The sequence below is a fragment of the Mycoplasma elephantis ATCC 51980 genome (assembly GCF_000687815.1).
GTDB lineage: Bacteria > Bacillota_I > Bacilli_A > Mycoplasmatales > Metamycoplasmataceae > Mycoplasma_H > Mycoplasma_H elephantis.
The window spans coordinates 1-18,014 of the sequence record NZ_JHXU01000015.1 but is presented as its reverse complement, the minus strand read 5'-3'; the positions used below and the strand labels follow the sequence as shown (position 1 = coordinate 18,014).

Genomic DNA, 18,014 nt, shown 5'->3' with positions numbered 1-18,014 from the left:
CTTATTTGTATTGAATAATCCTTCAGTATTTCTGATTGATGAGATGCTAAATCATAAATTTGATGAGATCATTTTTATATCTTTAACTAAATGCTTTGCTTCTAATAATAAAACAACAGTTGTAATAATATATTTTTTCGTTTTAGTATACCCGCCTATTGCTTCAGTAATGGTATATGCATGTCAATAATTTATGTGTTCAAAATATTCAATAATGTTTTTTTGATTATCTGTATAAATTTGGAGTCTTACTTTTTTATATTTTGGATATATTCAATCCACAACAGTAGTTAAAATTAAAACATAAATTATAGTTGTTAATGCAGATGAAGATATATAACTACATCCACTTGTATCCCACTTAATTAAATCTTTCTCATAATAAGGAATACCTTTATTAGGTAAAAAATAATAATTTTGAATAAAGTAACTAGAATTTAAAAATATAAATAATAGGGTAAAGCTAACTATTCGCATAATTATACTTATATCCTTTTTAGCTTTTGTTGAAAAATAGTAAACTATAAAATCAGTACCGCCTGTTGAACCACCATATTTTCAACTAATACCAATTCCTACTGCAACAAGTATAGAACCAAATATACCATAAATATAGATAGGTCATTCTGAGTGGTTAGGTGTTGTTTTTCAATCTTTTTCAATAACTATGACACTATGAAAAAAATCGTTAATTGGTTTTCAAGCAAAAAATGGATTAACCAATGATTGAAAACACATAAATAACATTGTGAAAAAAATAAATGATTTTTTTATTTTTTTTCAAAAAATTATGAAAAATGGAACATTAATTATTCAATACAATAACCCCAAATATGGTAGTAATAGATGTGGCTTTACTTTTGATAATAACATATCCGCAATAATTGGAAAACCCATCATGCCATTAGGAATTGTGTGCGATTCATTCAAAAGAATAACTACACCAAAATTAAAAACAGTTGCAGCAATGAAAATCATTAAAATGTTTATTTTATTTTTTACAAACATTTGCCAAAAAGATTGTTTTTCATCACCTTTTGGACAATAAAATAATTTCATTTTTTTAAAATCTATCCCATTATTATCATTATCTACACTAGTTGTATTAGAATTTATTTTATTTTCGTTCATATTAAAACATATTATAATGTAATAATTAAAAACAAAATAATTTATATAGGAATATTTATGCAAAAAATTAAAGGTACAAAAGATTGATTTGGTTATGATTCTCAATTACTTCAAGAAATAAGAAATAAACTTGAAAACCTTTTAAATAAATTTAATTACTCATATGTTGAATTCCCTATTATAGAAAATGTAGAATTATTTAAAAGATCTTCTGGTGAGGAAAGCGATATCGTGAATAAGGAAATGTATGAGTTTAATACAAAATCCGGAAAAAAAATAGCACTAAGACCAGAAGGCACAGCGCCATTTATAAGAATGTTTGAAGAAAATAAATTAATAAACATAGATAGGTTTAATAAATATTGATATTTTGGTAGTATGTTTCGTTATGAACAACCTCAAAAAGGTCGTTACCGTCAATTTATACAAGCGGGAATAGAAAATGTCACCGATAAAGATCCATATAAAGATTCGGAACTCATAATTATTGCAAATAAATTTTTATCATCACTTAAAATTAATGAATATGAATTGGTTATAAATAATATAGGAACATTAATTGAGCGTCAAAATTACGCAAAGAATCTAAAAGTGTATTTCGAAAAATTTAAGGATAAACTTGAAAAAGAATCTCTTGTTCGCCTCGAGAAAAATGTTTTAAGAATACTTGATGATAAAATTGAACAAAAAAAAGATTTTGTTATTAATTGCCCAAAAATAGATAATTATCTATCGGAAGAATCGAAAAATTATTTCGAAAAAGTAAAAGAAATCTTAATAAAAAATAATATAAATTTTAGAGTTGATTTTAACTTGGTAAGAGGACTTGACTATTATGAAAATCTTGTTTTCGAATTTGTTTCATGTTCTGAATCGCTTGGTTCGCAATCAACCGTTTTAGCCGGTGGTAGATATGTGAATTTCTTGAACACTGATAATTTTAAAGGAGCAATTGGGTGAGCAGCAGGTATTGAACGTTTAGTTGAAATTTTAAAATTTAATAAGTATAAAATAAATAATAATTTAGATATGTTGGTTTTTATTTTGAATGATGATGAATTTGACGAAGCATTCAACATATCCAACAAACTAAGAGAAAAATATAAAACAGAAATAATATATAAAACTATAAAAATTAACAAAATGTTTAAAATATCCACACTATTAAAACCAAAAAATATAGTTTTTAAGGAACTACAAGACTCTAAAAAAACATGAATAATTAAAAATCAAGAAACTGGAAAAATCAACAAATTTTCAGTATAAATTAAAGAAAATGTTCTTAAAATGTTGAATAAAACTAGTATTTATGAATTTAATATTCATAATTAAATATTGAAAGATATTTTTAAAACCATCAGAAAATTATAAAAAATATATTAGAAATAAATTTTAAATTAATTATGGATTTTATTAATAATTAATGATATAAAATTTATATTTTAGACAAATCATCTTTAGAATTAATTTCATCTCGGAATATTTGACGCTCACCAATTAAACGTTTCATACATAACATGCCCGCTTCGTGAGAATTGTATCCACCATTTGACATACAGTAGTATGACATAACAATAGGTCTAATATCATTTTCAAAAAGTGAAGTTGCTATAGTTAATACGCAACAATCTGTATCAACACCTACAATGTATATTTTGTTAGGTAATCCTTCGTTAATTTCAATTAGTTTTTTAATAAAGTCTTGATTAACTGAGTTATAAATGTTTTTTTCTATAATTAGGTTAGTATATTTTTCAATATCCGCATCTAGCATATATTCTTTTGGTTCTTTTAATTTTTTTCAATTTAAGAATTTTTCATAGGGGCTTTCATCTGTATTTATGAATTTGGTAGCAATAACATAATCAAAAATTTTATTATATAAAAGATTAAGTATTCTGTTTTTTATTTTTTAAGTTTGTTCATATCTTAAAAACCCTTTTTGTAGATCAGTGATTAATAATATATTTTTCATTTTATTTCTCCTTTTTAATAATAAATATAACAACTAGCACAAAAATAAAACCTAATATGAATAAAATTATAAAATCCATTTTACCCACGTTACCTGCAAAGATTGATTTTAATTGTTCATATATACCGATTAATGAAAATAAAATCAACAATATTTGTGTTAATATACCATAAAAAGTTTGTTTTTGTTGTATGTTTGCGGAGGCAATATTTATATTATGTTCTAATAATAATTCTAATTTTTTCTGTTGTAATGAAAGCCCGCTTGTTTCATAAATAGAATCCATAAGCTTCTTATCACTAGTGGATATATTAGCATTGATTTTTATTTTTATCTCTAATATAGAATTTTCATATGTGTTTTTAAACTCATATAATTCTTTCAGAGATATTTTTTTATTATTTTGAATATTATAAATAATTGTTTCAAATAGAAATCAATATGATTGAAGTCTAACCTCATATAGAATCAAATCATCGATAAACTTAGTATTACTGTTTTCATGTCCGCGATATTGATTAACAATTACTGTGCTTCATGAACTAATAACTTCTATGTCATTGCTATACACGATTTTGTTATAATCACTATTTTCATAGTTTTCAATTTTCTCATTTATACTATCTCAATTATCACTATCTAATACATTACGTAACAATACAGGTTCTTTTAATATTGCTATAGTTTTATCATCCTTAACATTATTTAGTAGATATATAGTAAAAATATAAGTAATACCTTTTTTATCATATTGATTATTAGCGGTTAAAGTTCTTGCTATATATTTCTTAGAATTAAAAAAACTTTAAACAGTATTGATGAGATCATTAATTATATCTGAGTACTTATGTTTTCATTCCAATATTTCTTTATGCGTATTTTTTCTTTGATAATAAATTTGAGCTTCAATATGATTGCCAATTTTTTTATTTAATTCTTTATTTATAATAGGGTTTTCTTTTATAACAAAAACACCAACACCACAATTCATAAAAAAACACGATAAATATTCATTTATAGTTAAATTAAAAAAACTATCATCATTTTTACCTTCATCAATAGAATATTTTTTTGATAAACAAACATCATATAAAAATTTTTTAAAAGTATTTTTTATATAGTTTGTTTTAATTTTGTTATCTAAAAAAGATAAACCAATATCAAAAGGTACAAAATGTATCAATTTATAAGACATCTTCCCTCTTTCCTAATTTTTATTACTAGTTTATTATTTTAAAATATGTTATTTAATTATATAATATTCATTGATTTATGTATAATATCTAATAATACGTAATTTAACATATCTTAACATCTTATTTTTAAATATTTAATGATTCCTATGTTTTTTATTTTTTAATTTTAATTTATAAGATTTAAATTATTTTTATGTATAACAACTATTTAAAAGTTTGAGTTAAAAGTTTTTAATGAATTAACAGAAAATCATGATATAAGAATATTTGATAACATTAATCTTAGTATAATGTTCAGATTTTTAGGTTAAAAATCTATTTATATATCTAGGATTAATATATGAAACGAGAATATGAAGTAATAAATATATACCATCTACATTTAAGTTCATTAAAAAATAACTAAATTTTTATTTGATAACCAATTATATAGTGAGGGATGAAGAAAAAGAATAAAAGTTAATTTCAATCTCTTCTTACAGTCTTGGTTCTAAATTTACAAAAAACATAAAAGGATGAATAAAACATTTATATAACTATATAACTAAGTAACACTTACAAAAAAACTAATACTTTTAATAGTTATTCTTTTGGTTTATATATTTTGATCTTCTTTTTCCCTTTTAATAAAAATTACCTGTTTTTTAATAATTGTGTATTTTGATTTTTTTGTACGTAGAATTATATTTGTATTTTCTATAATATAAACTCTTTTATGTATAGTTATAATATATAAAATATAATAAGACTCTAAAAAAACATGAATAATTAAAAATCAAGAAACTGGAAAAATCAACAAATTTTCAGTATAAATTAAAGAAAATGTTTTTAAAATGTTGAATAAAAAAGCGACATATCGCTTTTTATATGATATCTTCTCTGATAAGCGGCATTGACATGCACCTTGCACTCCCCATACCTAAGGATAATTGATTACCTTCAAATGCATAAACCTTAACCCCCGCATTAATTAATGCTTCTTCTGTTTTTTTATTTCGAGAATATCCCACCACCACACCTGGCCTAATAGTTAAATAATTAGTTGCATCAAAATGTGTTTCAACATCAATATCTATTTGATTTGCGTTTTCTCCCGCAACAGGAATTAAAATTGGTTTTTTACCTATAACTCTATATAAAACATCTTCTAATGTTTCATTTTTTAATTGAATAAATTTAGGTTTTTTAGTTAGATCTATTTCTCAAAATTTTAATGATTTAGTAACGTTTGGAGAATAAATAAATTTATCAAAATCAACCATAACAATTCATGTATCTAAATGCATTAAATTTTGCATTATCGGAACTTTGATTACTACTATTTTTTTAAAACTATTATTATTCTCTTGAATATTTTTAGCAATTTTAAGAATAGCTTTTTTCTTAGTGCGCTCACTCACTCCTACAACAATTGTTTCTTTAGTGTAAACAAATAGATCACCACCTTCTATGTTTCCAGAATCAAAACGATCAAATCAGCGAGGGGTATTTTTATACTTTGGGTGATTATTAAAAATGAACTCAGAGAATATTGTTTCTCTTTTCCTAGTTTGATATTTCATATTATTAATTGTTATACCAGAACCCATAGATGTAAATGGATCTCTTGTAAAATATAAATTTGGCATAGGATCAATAATTAATTCATGTTTATATTCAATTCCTAATTCTTGTTTTAATATGCCTTTCATCATAATATCAATAATCTCTAATGGAGTTTTACTTTTTAAAAATAATTTAATTTTTTCTTTTAAAGATGATGAATGAATAACTGGTTGCGCTTCTTCGATCCATTTATTTATAAATATATTTTTAGCTTCTTTAGAACATATATTCCATGTTTCCAAAAGTATATCTTTTAACTGAATTACTTTTACGTTATTTTCTTCTAAAATTTTTACAAACGATTTATGTTCTTTTATAGCTACATCTGCTTCTAAAATTGCAGAAAATAATAATTCATTATATCTTTTAGGTGAAATTCGACGAATTTCATCACCTGGTGTATGAACTAATACCTCTTTAAGTTGTCCTATTTCACTAAAAACATTAATTTGACTCATAAAATAACATCCTTTGTATTAAATTATATCTATTATTATTTACGCTAAATGAAACTAAACCACAAATTTTCTTAATATCATTATTATATATATATATATATATATATATAATTTATATCGTATGAAAGGAGAAATAAAATGAATGTTAAAGAATTTTTTAGAAAAGATTTAATCGTTACTAATGATAATTTCATAAACAAAAATAATTGTTTAGAAAAATTGTCAAAACTTTTATATGATAAAAAATATGCAAAAAGTGATAAGAATGTTTTAGATCTTGCAATAAAAAGAGAGAAAGAATTTAGCACTAGTATTGGAAATGCAATAGCAATTCCACATATTCGTGATGATGTCATGAATGAAAGTGTAATAACTTTTGCAAAAGTACAAAACTTAGATTGAGAAGGCAGTGATAATGAAAAAGTTAAATATATTTTCTTTATTACTATGTCGAAAAAAGATGGTGAATCATCACATTTAGAAGCTATTCAACAACTTTCTAAATTATTTATGAATAAAGATTTTGTAAATGAATTAAATTTTGTAACAAATTATAATTCATTAATTAAACTATTTGATAAATATGAAATAGATTCATCAAACAACAAGACAAAAACACAAAACAATGGTTATGACATTGTTGCTATTACAGCATGCCCAACAGGTATAGCACATACTTACATGGCTGCTGAACAACTTATAAAAACTGCGCAAGAAATGGGTTTAAGAATTAAAGTTGAAACACAAGGTACAGAAGGTGCAAAAAATATATTAACACAAGAGGAGATCAACAATTCAAAAGGTATTATTATAGCTGCTGATAAAGTTATTGATCTTTCAAGATTTGCTGGATTAGACAATGTTCTTGAAATAGGAACACAATCTGCTATAAAAAAACCAGAAACCCAAATTAACAAAATACTCAACAAAGAAGGTAAAAAAATTCCGGGACAAAAAATAAAAGGAAATATTGAAACTACTGATGATTTAATTTCTTTTAATGGTTTTGGAAAAAGAATATATAAAGGAATCATGAATGGTGTCTCATTTATGCTCCCATTTGTTGTTTTTGGCGGAATCATGATTGCTTTAGCATTTTTAATAGATATAAAAAATGCTGGTTCTGGTGACTATGGTAGCGTAAATAACGTTGCTAGATGATGTAAAAATTTGGGTGGTTTAGCATTTGGAATTATGGTTCCTATTCTTAGCGCTTATATAGCATATGGATTAGTAGGAAGATTTGGGCTATTGCCAGGATTTATTTGTGGATTTATTTCTAAAGGTGATTTCTTAATGCACCTAAATCCTCAAACTGGTGAAATTTCATGATTTGAATCAGCTGGAGGACTAGGATCGGGATTCTTCGGAGGAATTATTGGGGCATTATTAACAGCTGCACTAATTATCGTATTTGTTAAATATGTTTTTGGTTGAGTCCCAACATCACTTAGAGGCCTAAAGAACATATTATTTATTCCACTATTTGGAACATTTACTATAGCACTTATCTTTTGAGTAGTTAATATCCCATTAATTTACTTAAATTATGGCTTCAATAAACTTCTTGGAGCTATTGAATCAAAAGATTATTTAGTTCCTTTATTAGGAATGGTTCTTGGTCTAATGATGGCTAGTGACCTTGGTGGTCCTATAAATAAAGCGGCATATTTATTTTCAATCGCTACTATTTCAAGCGGTAATGGTTCTATAGCAATGGCGGCCACAATGGCGGCAGGTATGGTTCCCCCACTTGGTATTGCATTAGCAACAACAATTTTTAGAAAACGTTTTTCACAAGAAGAAGTACAATCAGGTTATGTTAATTATATTATGGGTCTCTCATTTATAAGTGAGGGGGCTATTCCATTTACAGTTGCAAGACCAAAAATTATGGTTCCTTCAAACCTTATTGGTGGAGCTATTACTGGTTTATTAGTTGGATTATTCCATATAACTCTTGCAGCTCCTCATGGTGGAGTGTTTGTATTTGCGCTTGTAAGATCAACTTTATTTAGCGGAAATGTCGCATCTATTACCGCCGGAATTGCTCTTTATATAGGTTCAATTCTTGTAGGCGCTATTGTTCAAACACTAGTAATTTGAGGTTTGATGATAATGGATGATAAACGCGGATCTCTTAAACAAAAAGCATTAAAAGCACAAAAATAAAATATGATTTATACAATTACATTTGCCCCATGCTTGGATTATGTTATAAATTCGGATAACGAATTTAATCAAAATAGTTTAAATAGAATTAATGATTATGAATTTTTCCCGGGAGGAAAAGGGATAAATGCTTCGATAATTTTAAAACGTTTAGGTTTAGATAATACAGCAATTCTTTTTACTGGTGGACATATTGGAAATAAAATAATCGACCAAATAACTAAAGAACATATAAAAACAATAAATATTGATACAAATTCTGAAACACGAATTAATGTTAAATTTCTTGGTAAAAATGCTGAATTTGAAATCAATGGACCTCGTCCAAAAATAAATGAAAATGCTATTAGCAAATATTTTTCAATTATTAATAAAATTAAAAGGGATGATTTTGTTTTTATTATGGGTATTAGTGATGAAGAAATTTTAACTAAAACTCTTGAAATTTTAAAAAGACAAAACATTAAATTTGCACTAGATATAGATAGTAATAATATAGAAAAATATTTGACTTATGCGCCATTTATTTATAAACCAAACATTTTTGAAACTAAGAACTTTTTACATAAAATACCAGAAAATAGTAAAGAAATTAAAGATGCTCTTCTATATTTAAAATCTAAAAATGTCACTTTCCCAATCATTTCAGCAGGAAGTAAAGGAAGTTATTATTTAGATGAAAAAAACAATCTTTTACAAGCAACCATCATTAAAAAAACCCCTTTGGTAAGTGCTGTCGGGGCTGGTGATACACTTATTGCTAGTGTATATTATTTCTTAAAAAATAACTATAATGTTTTTGATACTATTAAAAATTCAAGCGCAATGTCTATTGGAACAGTAGCAAGTAAATGGTTGGCTAAAAAAGAAGATATGAATAAATATCTTGATTATATAAACATCATTAATTTATAAAAAAAACAAGAAGTTAACTTCTTGTTTTTTAGTATGTGTGAAAACTAAACTTGTCTTCATCAACAACTATATATTTATCACCTTTTTTAGGACTATAAGGAATAAGAACTTCTTTAGCAACATCATGTCTTCCTTTAATTTTATCCATTAATTTAACAGAATCAAGAGATACAAACACAGATGATGTAACACCGAATGAATTAATTAATTTTTCATTTCTTACAATACCTATAATAGTTGAATTTGGCCTAAATTTAGCCACTTCTTTAAGGGTTTTGCCTGAGTGAGAAAGAACAACAACATATTTGTATTCACCATCTTTTGTTGCTTCAGCGATTTTAAAAGCAATTTCTGAACGTTTGTCTCCGTTTTTTGTTTTATGAATTTCTTTTAAATTTTCTTCATAGAACAATTTGTTGTAAAATTCTTTTTCTGCGCGTCTATTAATTGCCGCCATTGTTGCAACAGCAACAATTGGAAAATTACCTTGCGCACTTTCTCCTGATAACATTGTTGCATCAGCACCTTGTTCAGTGGCAACATAAACGTCAGTTACTTCAGCACGTGTTGCATGAGTTGAATTTTCCATAGAATCTAACATTTGAGTTGCAACTATAACTGGAACACCTTTATTACGACATTTTCTAACAATAATTTTTTGATAATAAGGCACATCATAATAAGGGATTTCTAATCCTAAATCACCACGAGCAACCATAACCGCGTCACTTGCATCAATAATTTCATCTATATTTGTGATACCTAATTGAGACTCTATTTTAGAAATTATTTGAACATGTTCACCATTATTTTCATCTAATAATTTTCTTAATTCTTTCACGTTAGCTGCGGAATTAACAAATGAGGCAGCCACATGAGTAATACCATTTTGTAAACCAAATTTGATATCATTAATATCTTTTTCTGCTAAAAATGGAAGAGAGAAATCTACTCCAGGTAAATTAATTCTCTTTTTAGTTTTAAGTTTATGATTATTTAATGGTTCTACCATTACATAATCTTTTTTAACATCTATTACAATAGTATCAAGTTTACCATCATCCAATAAAACATGATCACCTTTTTTAAGATCTTGAGCCATATTGTAACTAACAGCAAATTCGCTACTTGTTCCTTTTAAGTTTAAATATTTTTCTGTTGTTGTTCATATTTTAACTTTTGAATTAGCAACAATTGGTTGAACATAATCCAACATTTCGCCAACTCTAATTTCTGGACCTTTTGTATCCAAAATAATAGAAATTGGAATGTGTAAGTCTTTACTTACTTTTTGAGCAATTTTAAATTTATTAACTTGTTCTGCATGGTCACCATGACTAAAGTTTGCTCTTATAGCTGTAGCTCCGTTTTCTATAAGTTTTCTAAGAACTTCATAATTATCACTACTTGGACCTATAGTAACAATTAATTTACTTCTTTTGTCTGTTAAATGCATTTTTTCTCCTTAATATATCATTTAAATTTTACATTATTTTAAATGCTTTTAGATATGTAAAAAAGACAAAAATAATAAAAACCACAAATGTTTGTGGTTTTTATTCGCTTATTGCTATTCAGTCAGTTATTATTGTTCTCTTAGTATTATTTTTAAGATCGCCCTTAATTTTTATAGATAATTTTTTTGTTGTCGAGTCATATTTTGGTTTGTTGTTAGTAGAGTCAAACCCGATTATTTCAAAGTCAACATTTAAATTTTCATACTTAATATATTTTTTTGGTTCGTTAGGATTTTCTATTAAAATATCTAACATTAAATTTATATCTCAATTTATTTTTTCAAGAGCATCATTGTCTTTATCAGAAGTTATAAAAATCTTCTTATCGTTTACATCTTTATTAGACAATATTTGTTCTCATGTATATTTTTCTAAAATCGGTTTAAACTCATTTTTTATCGAAATTTTCATTTTAGCAACATCTGATTTAAATTTTTCTTCACGTTTAGATTTAAATCTTGTTTTGTCTTCGAACCTATATTCTCATTTTATATTATTTTTTTCATCTGTTAAAAGTACACTAAATTTTAAAATTCCATTTTGATCATCTGCACTATATGTATCTTCCAAAAACGCTATATTAAAACTAGAAGTATTACCCGTTAAATAAATCTTAGAATCTGGCGATAATAATTTATTACTTACTAATAATTCTTTCTTTATATCAGATGGATATAATTCTTTATCAATATCTTCTGAATCTTTAAAATTTGATTTTATAGTTAAAAAATTATTATTAGACTCAAAATGGCATTTATTAAGTAATAATTCTTTATCTTTAAAACTCTTTTTTTCTTCTTTTTCATCAAGTATAGGCTTGTTATTTAATAATTTTATATCATAAATTTTTTTAACAACATCATAATCTGCCACTACATAAATTTGATCATTTTCAATTTTTAAATTTTTAAATAGAATATTATTAGATTTTAAATTATTCGGAAATTCTTGTTCAATTAAATCCTTTAGCTCTTTTTTTCTCTCTTCATCCGGAAGTTTATTTATTTTTTCAACTAACTCTTCCTTATTTTTTACTCATTCACCTTTATCATTTGGTCTTAAAAACCTATTGTATTTATTGAACAAAAGAACATTTCAATTAATATTTATTTCATCATTTTCTTGTTTTTTAAACCCTTCAATAACATAATAATTTTCAACAGGCACTTTTCTCTCTATTTGTTTTTGGACCCCATTTTCAATAAATGAGATTTTTTCTGTCTCTTTTGTATTAGCCTTTAATCTTAAAATTAATATTCCTTTTTTGTCATTTGAAAATGATGTAAATTCGATTGAATCTTTTTCCAAATATTCATATGCATAATGTAAAAATGGCTTGTTATTTGAATCTACCAAAATAAATTGTTGCCTCATTAAATCTTGATTTGACAAGAGAGTTCCATTATCTTTTTTTGGTATAAACATATTTGTTCAATAATTATTATTATATTTATCATCTGTAAATTTTGAGGCATAATTCGATTCTTTAAAATGTTTAATCTTTTGTTTATTTGGACCAGTCCCGTCTAAACTTTCATTCATATCACCAATGCTAAATTTTAAATTATTAAATATTTCATCATAATTGTTTTTATGGTTTTTTTTAAGCGAAAAATAAACTGAAACAAATGATATTGTAGAAATAATTAATAATGCAGAAATTCCAAAATTAAGTCATCTCTTTCAAGATAACTTCTTGTTTTTTTTAGGTTTTATAAATTTATTTTGTTCTTTAGTTAGAACTTCTTTTTGATTTTTTTCTTGTTCCATGATTAATAATTTTGTTTGTGTTAATTTTATTTATTATATATTATTATTAGTATTATTTTGATACAAATAATCATTTATTATATTTTTTAATTTAACTATATTTATCATTTTATTCGAAGATACAAAAAGATACATTTTAATATCGTTTAACTCAATACTTTTTTGAAGTTTATATTTTTCAGATTGATTTAATTTATCTATTTTTGTGAAAATAACAAAAATTGGAAAATTATGTATATTAAGATATTCAATTACTTCAATATCATTTTTTTGAAACCCTACTCTCGCATCAATAAGTAGAAAAACACACTTAATATTTTTACTTGAATTAAAAAAGAGATCAATCATTTTATTTATTTTTATTTGTGATTCTTTACTAACTTTTGAATATCCATAACCAGGAAAATCAATTATGTAGTTATTATTTTCATCCATAAAATAATTAATAAGTTGAGTCCTACCAGGCGTTGATGAAGTTTTTGCAACTTTACAACCCGCTAATGCATTAATAAGAGATGATTTCCCCACATTGCTTCTTCCCCAGAAAACAACTTCTCCATTTAAATGTGAAATGAATGAATTTTTATCAATAGCTGACTTAACAAACTTTAGCATTTTACCCCTAATTTCTTTTTATGTCTCTCGAGTGTAGACGAATAATTTATATACTCAAAATTTGGCATAATTAAAATTGTTTCTAATGCATTATTTTCGAAATGATTTCCGGCTGCTAATTCAAGTTCATAATTGTAATCTGTTTTATTTCTCGCAGATCTTACAATATAATTGATATCCATTTCTCTTGCTATATGAGAAATTAAATTATTGTTATTTGAAATTACTTTTACATTTTTAAAATCCGCAAGACTTTCTTTAACAACTTTCAATCTTATATTAATTGGAGTTTGTTCTTCTTTATCAGGATTTATAGAAACAACTACTATTATTTCATCAAACAATTTTAATGCTTTTTTTATAACTTGTATATGTCCTTCATGAATAGGATCAAATGAACCTGGGTATAGTGCTTTTTTCATGTTTTTAATTATACTAATTAATAATTTAATCTGGATATATAAGTTTTAAATTAGAAGATCATATATTCAAATTTTGAATAATTGCTTCTTGTTGCAGACTATACAAATCATCTATAAATTTTTCGTCATCATAGTAAAAAAAATCCTTTTTATTTTTAGAAATATATGCAACTTTAGCCATTCCGCATGAAATCATTTTTTTAGAAATATCTACAGAATTCATAGAAATTTGAACAACTTTCCTTAAATATTTATCTTTTTTAATTACTAATAATTTGACTCTTTTTTCTAAAATAAGATCACTTAAAAACATTTTTGCTTTGTTGGCAAAATAATAACGTATTCCAGTAGTATTTTTATATCCTTCTTTTTAAATTCACCTATTTCTGGTGAATCAATTCCTAATATTCTGTATTTTTCACCTTCATAATCTATAAAAGTGTCGCCATCCACAACTTTTTTAACTGTAACGAAAATATATTCTTTATTAATTTTGTTTGGATTAACAACTTCACATGAAGAAATAAAAAGTAAAATAAATATAAGGAAAAAAGATAAAATTTTTTTAGTCATACACTTAAATACAACAAAAAATATGATTTTTATTTAAAAAAGAACAAAAATATGAAAAATTAGATAAAAATCTTAGTTTTTACCAATTCTAAACATTCACATAACTTATCAATATCGTCTTTAGTATTATAAATTCCAAGCGAAACTCTAATAAATCCTGGTGTGTTATTTACGAAGGGTAAATATTGTGCACAGAAAAACCCGCTACGAACATATATGTTATTTTCGCCCAAAAAACTTGCTACATCCTCGCAAAAAACTTCCTTTAAATTAAACATAATAATGTTGTCATTGGGGGAAGAATATATTTCTATCCCTTTCACTTTATTTAGTTTTTCGTAAGCATAAGTAGATAAAGTGTTTAATAAATTTTTCGTATTTTCATAACCTATGTTTAGAAAAAAATTTAATGAGGCATTAAACATATATATGCCCGCCAAGTTAGGGGTACCCGCTTCTCACTTTTGAATATCATTTTTAAAATATATACTTTTATCTTTAGAAATTCTTGTTATAGCGCCGCCGCCAGTTTTTACGGGTTTTAGCTTATTTAAAAGTTCTTCTTTGACGATTAAACACCCTAATCCTGTTGGTCCATAAAATTTATTAGCACTAAATGCGATCATATCCGAATTATTTAAAGACACCTTTTCACTTGAAATTGCTTGTGCAGCATCATTTATTAAAAATATTTGTTGTTTTTTACATATTTTATAAAGCACCTTTAAATCATAGTGATTTGTAAAAGTATTTGACTTTTGTGACAATGCTATTAATATTGTGTTTTTAGTAATATCCTTTACCACATTATCGCTAAAAATTAACTTACAATTTTTGCGTCTCGCTAACTCCATTCAACAAATCATATTTGATGAATGATTATATACATCTAATATGATTTCTTTATTTTCTTTAATTAAAGGTTCAATCATATATGAAAATAAATTAATCGATTCTGTAGTACCTGAAGTAAAAATAACTTCAGACGGTTTTGAATCAGTTAATTTTGCAACTTTATTTCTTGTATCAGAGATGGTTTGTAATACATCCCCATTCAATTTAGTATTTCTTGTCCTTGTACTAACAGAAATATTTGTATAAAAATTGCAAACTGCGTCTATAGCAGATTTGGGTTTTAAAGATAATGCTGCCGAGTCTAAATAAATCATTTTTTTTGCAGCAGGAAAATAATTCCTTATTTCTTTATTAGTCAAGTTTTTCCTTTCTTATAAAATAGGATAAATATTCAATATTTTTTGATTTTTTACCAAGAATTGGACTTTGTTCCAATTCTACAAATTTAAAATTTTCAGCATCATAATTTTTTACATTTTCAATTATACTTTCGTGATGTTTTAATGAAACAATTCCTTTATTTTCAACAAGATTTTTTGATGCTTCAAATTGAGGTTTGATTAATAAAATAAGTTCTAAATGTTTAGAGTTAACTTTTTTTGCCACTTTGAAAACCTCTTTTAAACTAATAAATGAAACATCACAAACAATAAAATCAACATAATCACGAATAAGCTCTGAATTAATATTTTTTAAATTTGTATTTTCTAAAACAACAGTTTTTTCGTTTTTTCTTAGATTATAATCTAATTGGTTAGTTCCAGAATCAACACAATATACTCTTTTTGCTCCATTTTCCAATAAAACTTGAGTAAACCCACCCGTTGATGAACCAACGTCAATTACAATTTTATTCTTAAAATCTATATCTCATTTTTTTATTGCATGTAAAAGTTTATACGCGCCACGCGAAACATAATGCTCTTTCTCAATGATTCTTATTTTATCTTTTTCGTTTATTAAATAATTTGGAAAAATAATTTTTTCTTCGTTAATAAAAACATTACCACTCAAAATTAAACCTTGAGCAATTTTAAAATCTCCAATCTTATTTAACACATAATCTATTAGTTTACTCTTCATTTTTTGTTTTTAAGTACGCAATATTTTTATTTATTTTATCTAGAATAGCATTTACAAATTTGACTTGCTTATCTTCAAATGCATAATCTTTTGCAATTTCAACCATTTCATTTATTACGATTTTTGGATTTGCATAAATTAATTCAGCACTACCAACAATTAGTATAGACCTTAATAAATAATTCATTTTTTCTCATTTTCAATTATCTTCAAGATAATGAATGATCATATTTTTAATAAATAAATATTTAGATTCTATAACTTCTATTTGTTTTATTTGAAATTCAGTTAACATATCATATTCTTCAAAAATTGCGCTGGAATCTAATTTTTCATTTAATAACTCATATTTATAAATTATAGATATTAAATCATATCTATGCTCACGAGCAGATTTTTTTTGGATCATATCAAAAATTATACAAATAATTAAATATTTATTTATTTAATATAATACATACAATACGAATTTAATAAAAAGGAACTGTATATAATGAAAAAAGTAAAAAAATTAATTATCCCTGCCGCTGGTTGAGGGACTAGATTTCTTCCATTTACTAAAATTGTTCACAAGGAACTTTTACCAATTTTAAATAAACCAGCCATTTCATATTTAATTGACGAAGCACTAGAATCAGGAATTGAAGAAATATTTATTGTTTTAGCCGAAAGAAAATATGAAATTTATGAGTATTTTAAAAAAAACGTTGAACTTGAAAAAGAATTAAAACAAAAAAAGAAATTAGATCTACTTGATGAAGTTAAAAAAACAAATTTATACAAAAATATACATGTTGTTTACCAAGATAAACAAAATGGGTTGGGTGATGCAATAGCATCGGCTATAAAATTTGAGGATGTCCAAGAACCTTATGCGGTTATTTTGGGTGATGACTTAATATATTCTGAGACACCGGCAATTAAGCAATTAATGGATTTATACGAAAAAACAGGATCAACAATAATTGGCGTTCAAGATGTTGAATTAAAAAATACTAAAAAATACGGTGTTGTTCAACCACTTAACCCAAACGAAAAAGATTTGGATTATTTCAAGATAATTGCAGGGATTGAAAAACCAGAACCAGAAAAAGCCCCTTCAACAAAAGCTATTATGGGTCGTTATGTTTTTACACCCGAATTTATGAATGAACTTAAAAAACAAGAATTTAAAGGAGAAGAAATTCAAGTTGTAGATGCATTTGATGAAATTCTTAAAAAACAAGATATTTATGCTTTAACAATTAAAGGAATTAGATATGATTTAGGTAATCCTAACGGCTTTGTAAAAGCAAATATTGATTATGCACTTAGAAGTGATGATCATGAATTATCTGAAGAAATAAGCAACTTTATAAAGTTGAAAAAATAATATTTTTTAATAAATATAAATAATTTCTTTTTATGAAAAAAAATGTGTTTTTTCATATTTTTTTATTTTTTTATCAAAAATTGTGATTTTTCATACATATTATTATGGAGGAACCAAGAAAATGACGAAAAAAATAGAAAAAATAACATTGATAAAAACTGAAAAAGCCACCAAAAAAGAAATAAATCAAGTTTTCAACAAATTCGAGAATGTCAAATGTGATAGAATGATAAATGAAGAGAATGAGGAGAATTCTTACATTCTATTGGAATGAAACGGAAATGATATGAAAAATAAAAAGGCAAAAATACCAGAGCAAAATAATTGAAATGGTCTTATTCAAGCAATAATACCA

At 25.0% G+C, this 18,014-nt stretch carries 19 protein-coding genes; 5 read left to right on the top strand and 14 right to left on the bottom strand.

Features of this window, described 5'->3' with window-relative positions:
• On the bottom strand, positions 1 to 1,131 hold a 1,131-nt coding region (locus T380_RS0103490), incomplete at its 3' end, for a YitT family protein (protein WP_027334494.1).
• 57 nt (positions 1,132 to 1,188) lie between these two features.
• On the opposite strand from T380_RS0103490, the gene hisS reads away from it, so the two are divergent.
• On the top strand, positions 1,189 to 2,397 hold the full coding sequence (gene hisS / locus T380_RS04095; protein WP_051600018.1) for a histidine--tRNA ligase: 1,209 nt from the start codon (positions 1,189 to 1,191) through the stop codon (positions 2,395 to 2,397).
• A 169-nt stretch (positions 2,398 to 2,566) separates the two neighbouring features.
• Here the strand turns inward: hisS and T380_RS04465 are convergent, their stop codons facing one another.
• The 4 genes from T380_RS04465 to T380_RS0103460 form a co-directional block, all read right to left on the bottom strand.
• The gene (locus tag T380_RS04465; protein ID WP_211246878.1) at positions 2,567 to 2,905 is read right to left on the bottom strand and encodes an isochorismatase family protein; all 339 of its coding nucleotides are present in this window, start codon (positions 2,903 to 2,905) and stop codon (positions 2,567 to 2,569) included.
• Positions 2,906 to 3,107: 202 nt separating this feature from the next.
• Complete coding sequence (locus T380_RS0103475; protein ID WP_027334493.1) at positions 3,108 to 3,764, bottom strand: hypothetical protein; 657 nt, start codon at positions 3,762 to 3,764, stop codon at positions 3,108 to 3,110.
• Positions 3,765 to 3,911: 147 nt separating this feature from the next.
• Complete coding sequence (locus T380_RS0103470) at positions 3,912 to 4,301, bottom strand: hypothetical protein (protein WP_027334492.1); 390 nt, start codon at positions 4,299 to 4,301, stop codon at positions 3,912 to 3,914.
• 864 nt (positions 4,302 to 5,165) lie between these two features.
• Positions 5,166 to 6,365: an arginine deiminase family protein gene (locus T380_RS0103460; protein ID WP_027334490.1), complete on the bottom strand. Its 1,200-nt coding sequence runs from the start codon at positions 6,363 to 6,365 to the stop codon at positions 5,166 to 5,168.
• Positions 6,366 to 6,503: 138 nt separating this feature from the next.
• On the opposite strand from T380_RS0103460, the gene T380_RS0103455 reads away from it, so the two are divergent.
• The gene (locus tag T380_RS0103455) at positions 6,504 to 8,537 is read left to right on the top strand and encodes a PTS fructose transporter subunit IIABC (RefSeq protein ID WP_027334489.1); all 2,034 of its coding nucleotides are present in this window, start codon (positions 6,504 to 6,506) and stop codon (positions 8,535 to 8,537) included.
• Between the two features lie 3 nt (positions 8,538 to 8,540).
• Positions 8,541 to 9,452, top strand: a complete 912-nt coding sequence (locus T380_RS0103450) for a 1-phosphofructokinase family hexose kinase (RefSeq protein ID WP_027334488.1) — start codon at positions 8,541 to 8,543, stop codon at positions 9,450 to 9,452.
• A 28-nt stretch (positions 9,453 to 9,480) separates the two neighbouring features.
• Here T380_RS0103450 and pyk read toward each other — a convergent pair whose 3' ends face one another.
• The 9 genes from pyk to T380_RS0103405 form a co-directional block, all read right to left on the bottom strand.
• On the bottom strand, positions 9,481 to 10,908 hold the full coding sequence (gene pyk, locus T380_RS0103445; RefSeq protein WP_027334487.1) for a pyruvate kinase: 1,428 nt from the start codon (positions 10,906 to 10,908) through the stop codon (positions 9,481 to 9,483).
• A gap of 100 nt (positions 10,909 to 11,008) precedes the next feature.
• The gene (locus tag T380_RS0103440; protein WP_027334486.1) at positions 11,009 to 12,739 is read right to left on the bottom strand and encodes a hypothetical protein; all 1,731 of its coding nucleotides are present in this window, start codon (positions 12,737 to 12,739) and stop codon (positions 11,009 to 11,011) included.
• Positions 12,740 to 12,772: 33 nt separating this feature from the next.
• The gene (yihA, locus tag T380_RS0103435; RefSeq protein ID WP_027334485.1) at positions 12,773 to 13,354 is read right to left on the bottom strand and encodes a ribosome biogenesis GTP-binding protein YihA/YsxC; all 582 of its coding nucleotides are present in this window, start codon (positions 13,352 to 13,354) and stop codon (positions 12,773 to 12,775) included.
• Positions 13,348 to 13,776, bottom strand: a complete 429-nt coding sequence (gene coaD, locus T380_RS0103430; RefSeq protein WP_027334484.1) for a pantetheine-phosphate adenylyltransferase — start codon at positions 13,774 to 13,776, stop codon at positions 13,348 to 13,350. The genes yihA and coaD overlap by 7 nt, the downstream gene beginning before the upstream one ends.
• Positions 13,777 to 13,801: 25 nt before the next feature.
• On the bottom strand, positions 13,802 to 14,089 hold the full coding sequence (locus T380_RS0103425) for a thermonuclease family protein (protein WP_027334483.1): 288 nt from the start codon (positions 14,087 to 14,089) through the stop codon (positions 13,802 to 13,804).
• Positions 14,080 to 14,349: a thermonuclease family protein gene (locus T380_RS0103420; protein ID WP_027334482.1), complete on the bottom strand. Its 270-nt coding sequence runs from the start codon at positions 14,347 to 14,349 to the stop codon at positions 14,080 to 14,082. The genes T380_RS0103425 and T380_RS0103420 overlap by 10 nt, the downstream gene beginning before the upstream one ends.
• 59 nt (positions 14,350 to 14,408) lie before the next feature.
• The gene (locus tag T380_RS0103415; RefSeq protein WP_027334481.1) at positions 14,409 to 15,563 is read right to left on the bottom strand and encodes an aminotransferase class V-fold PLP-dependent enzyme; all 1,155 of its coding nucleotides are present in this window, start codon (positions 15,561 to 15,563) and stop codon (positions 14,409 to 14,411) included.
• Complete coding sequence (locus T380_RS0103410; protein WP_027334480.1) at positions 15,556 to 16,287, bottom strand: TlyA family RNA methyltransferase; 732 nt, start codon at positions 16,285 to 16,287, stop codon at positions 15,556 to 15,558. The genes T380_RS0103415 and T380_RS0103410 overlap by 8 nt, the downstream gene beginning before the upstream one ends.
• A complete protein-coding gene (locus T380_RS0103405; protein WP_027334479.1) occupies positions 16,277 to 16,696 on the bottom strand; it encodes a transcription antitermination factor NusB in 420 nt (139 codons plus the stop codon). Before T380_RS0103405 ends, T380_RS0103410 begins: the two co-directional genes overlap by 11 nt.
• Before the next feature lie 84 nt (positions 16,697 to 16,780).
• Here T380_RS0103405 and T380_RS0103400 point away from each other — a divergent pair, with 84 nt between their 5' ends.
• Both T380_RS0103400 and T380_RS04085 read left to right on the top strand, forming a co-directional pair.
• Positions 16,781 to 17,659: a UTP--glucose-1-phosphate uridylyltransferase gene (locus T380_RS0103400; protein WP_425411603.1), complete on the top strand. Its 879-nt coding sequence runs from the start codon at positions 16,781 to 16,783 to the stop codon at positions 17,657 to 17,659.
• Between the two features lie 121 nt (positions 17,660 to 17,780).
• The coding region (locus tag T380_RS04085; protein ID WP_036437078.1) for a hypothetical protein at positions 17,781 to 18,014 on the top strand (234 nt) is incomplete at its 3' end.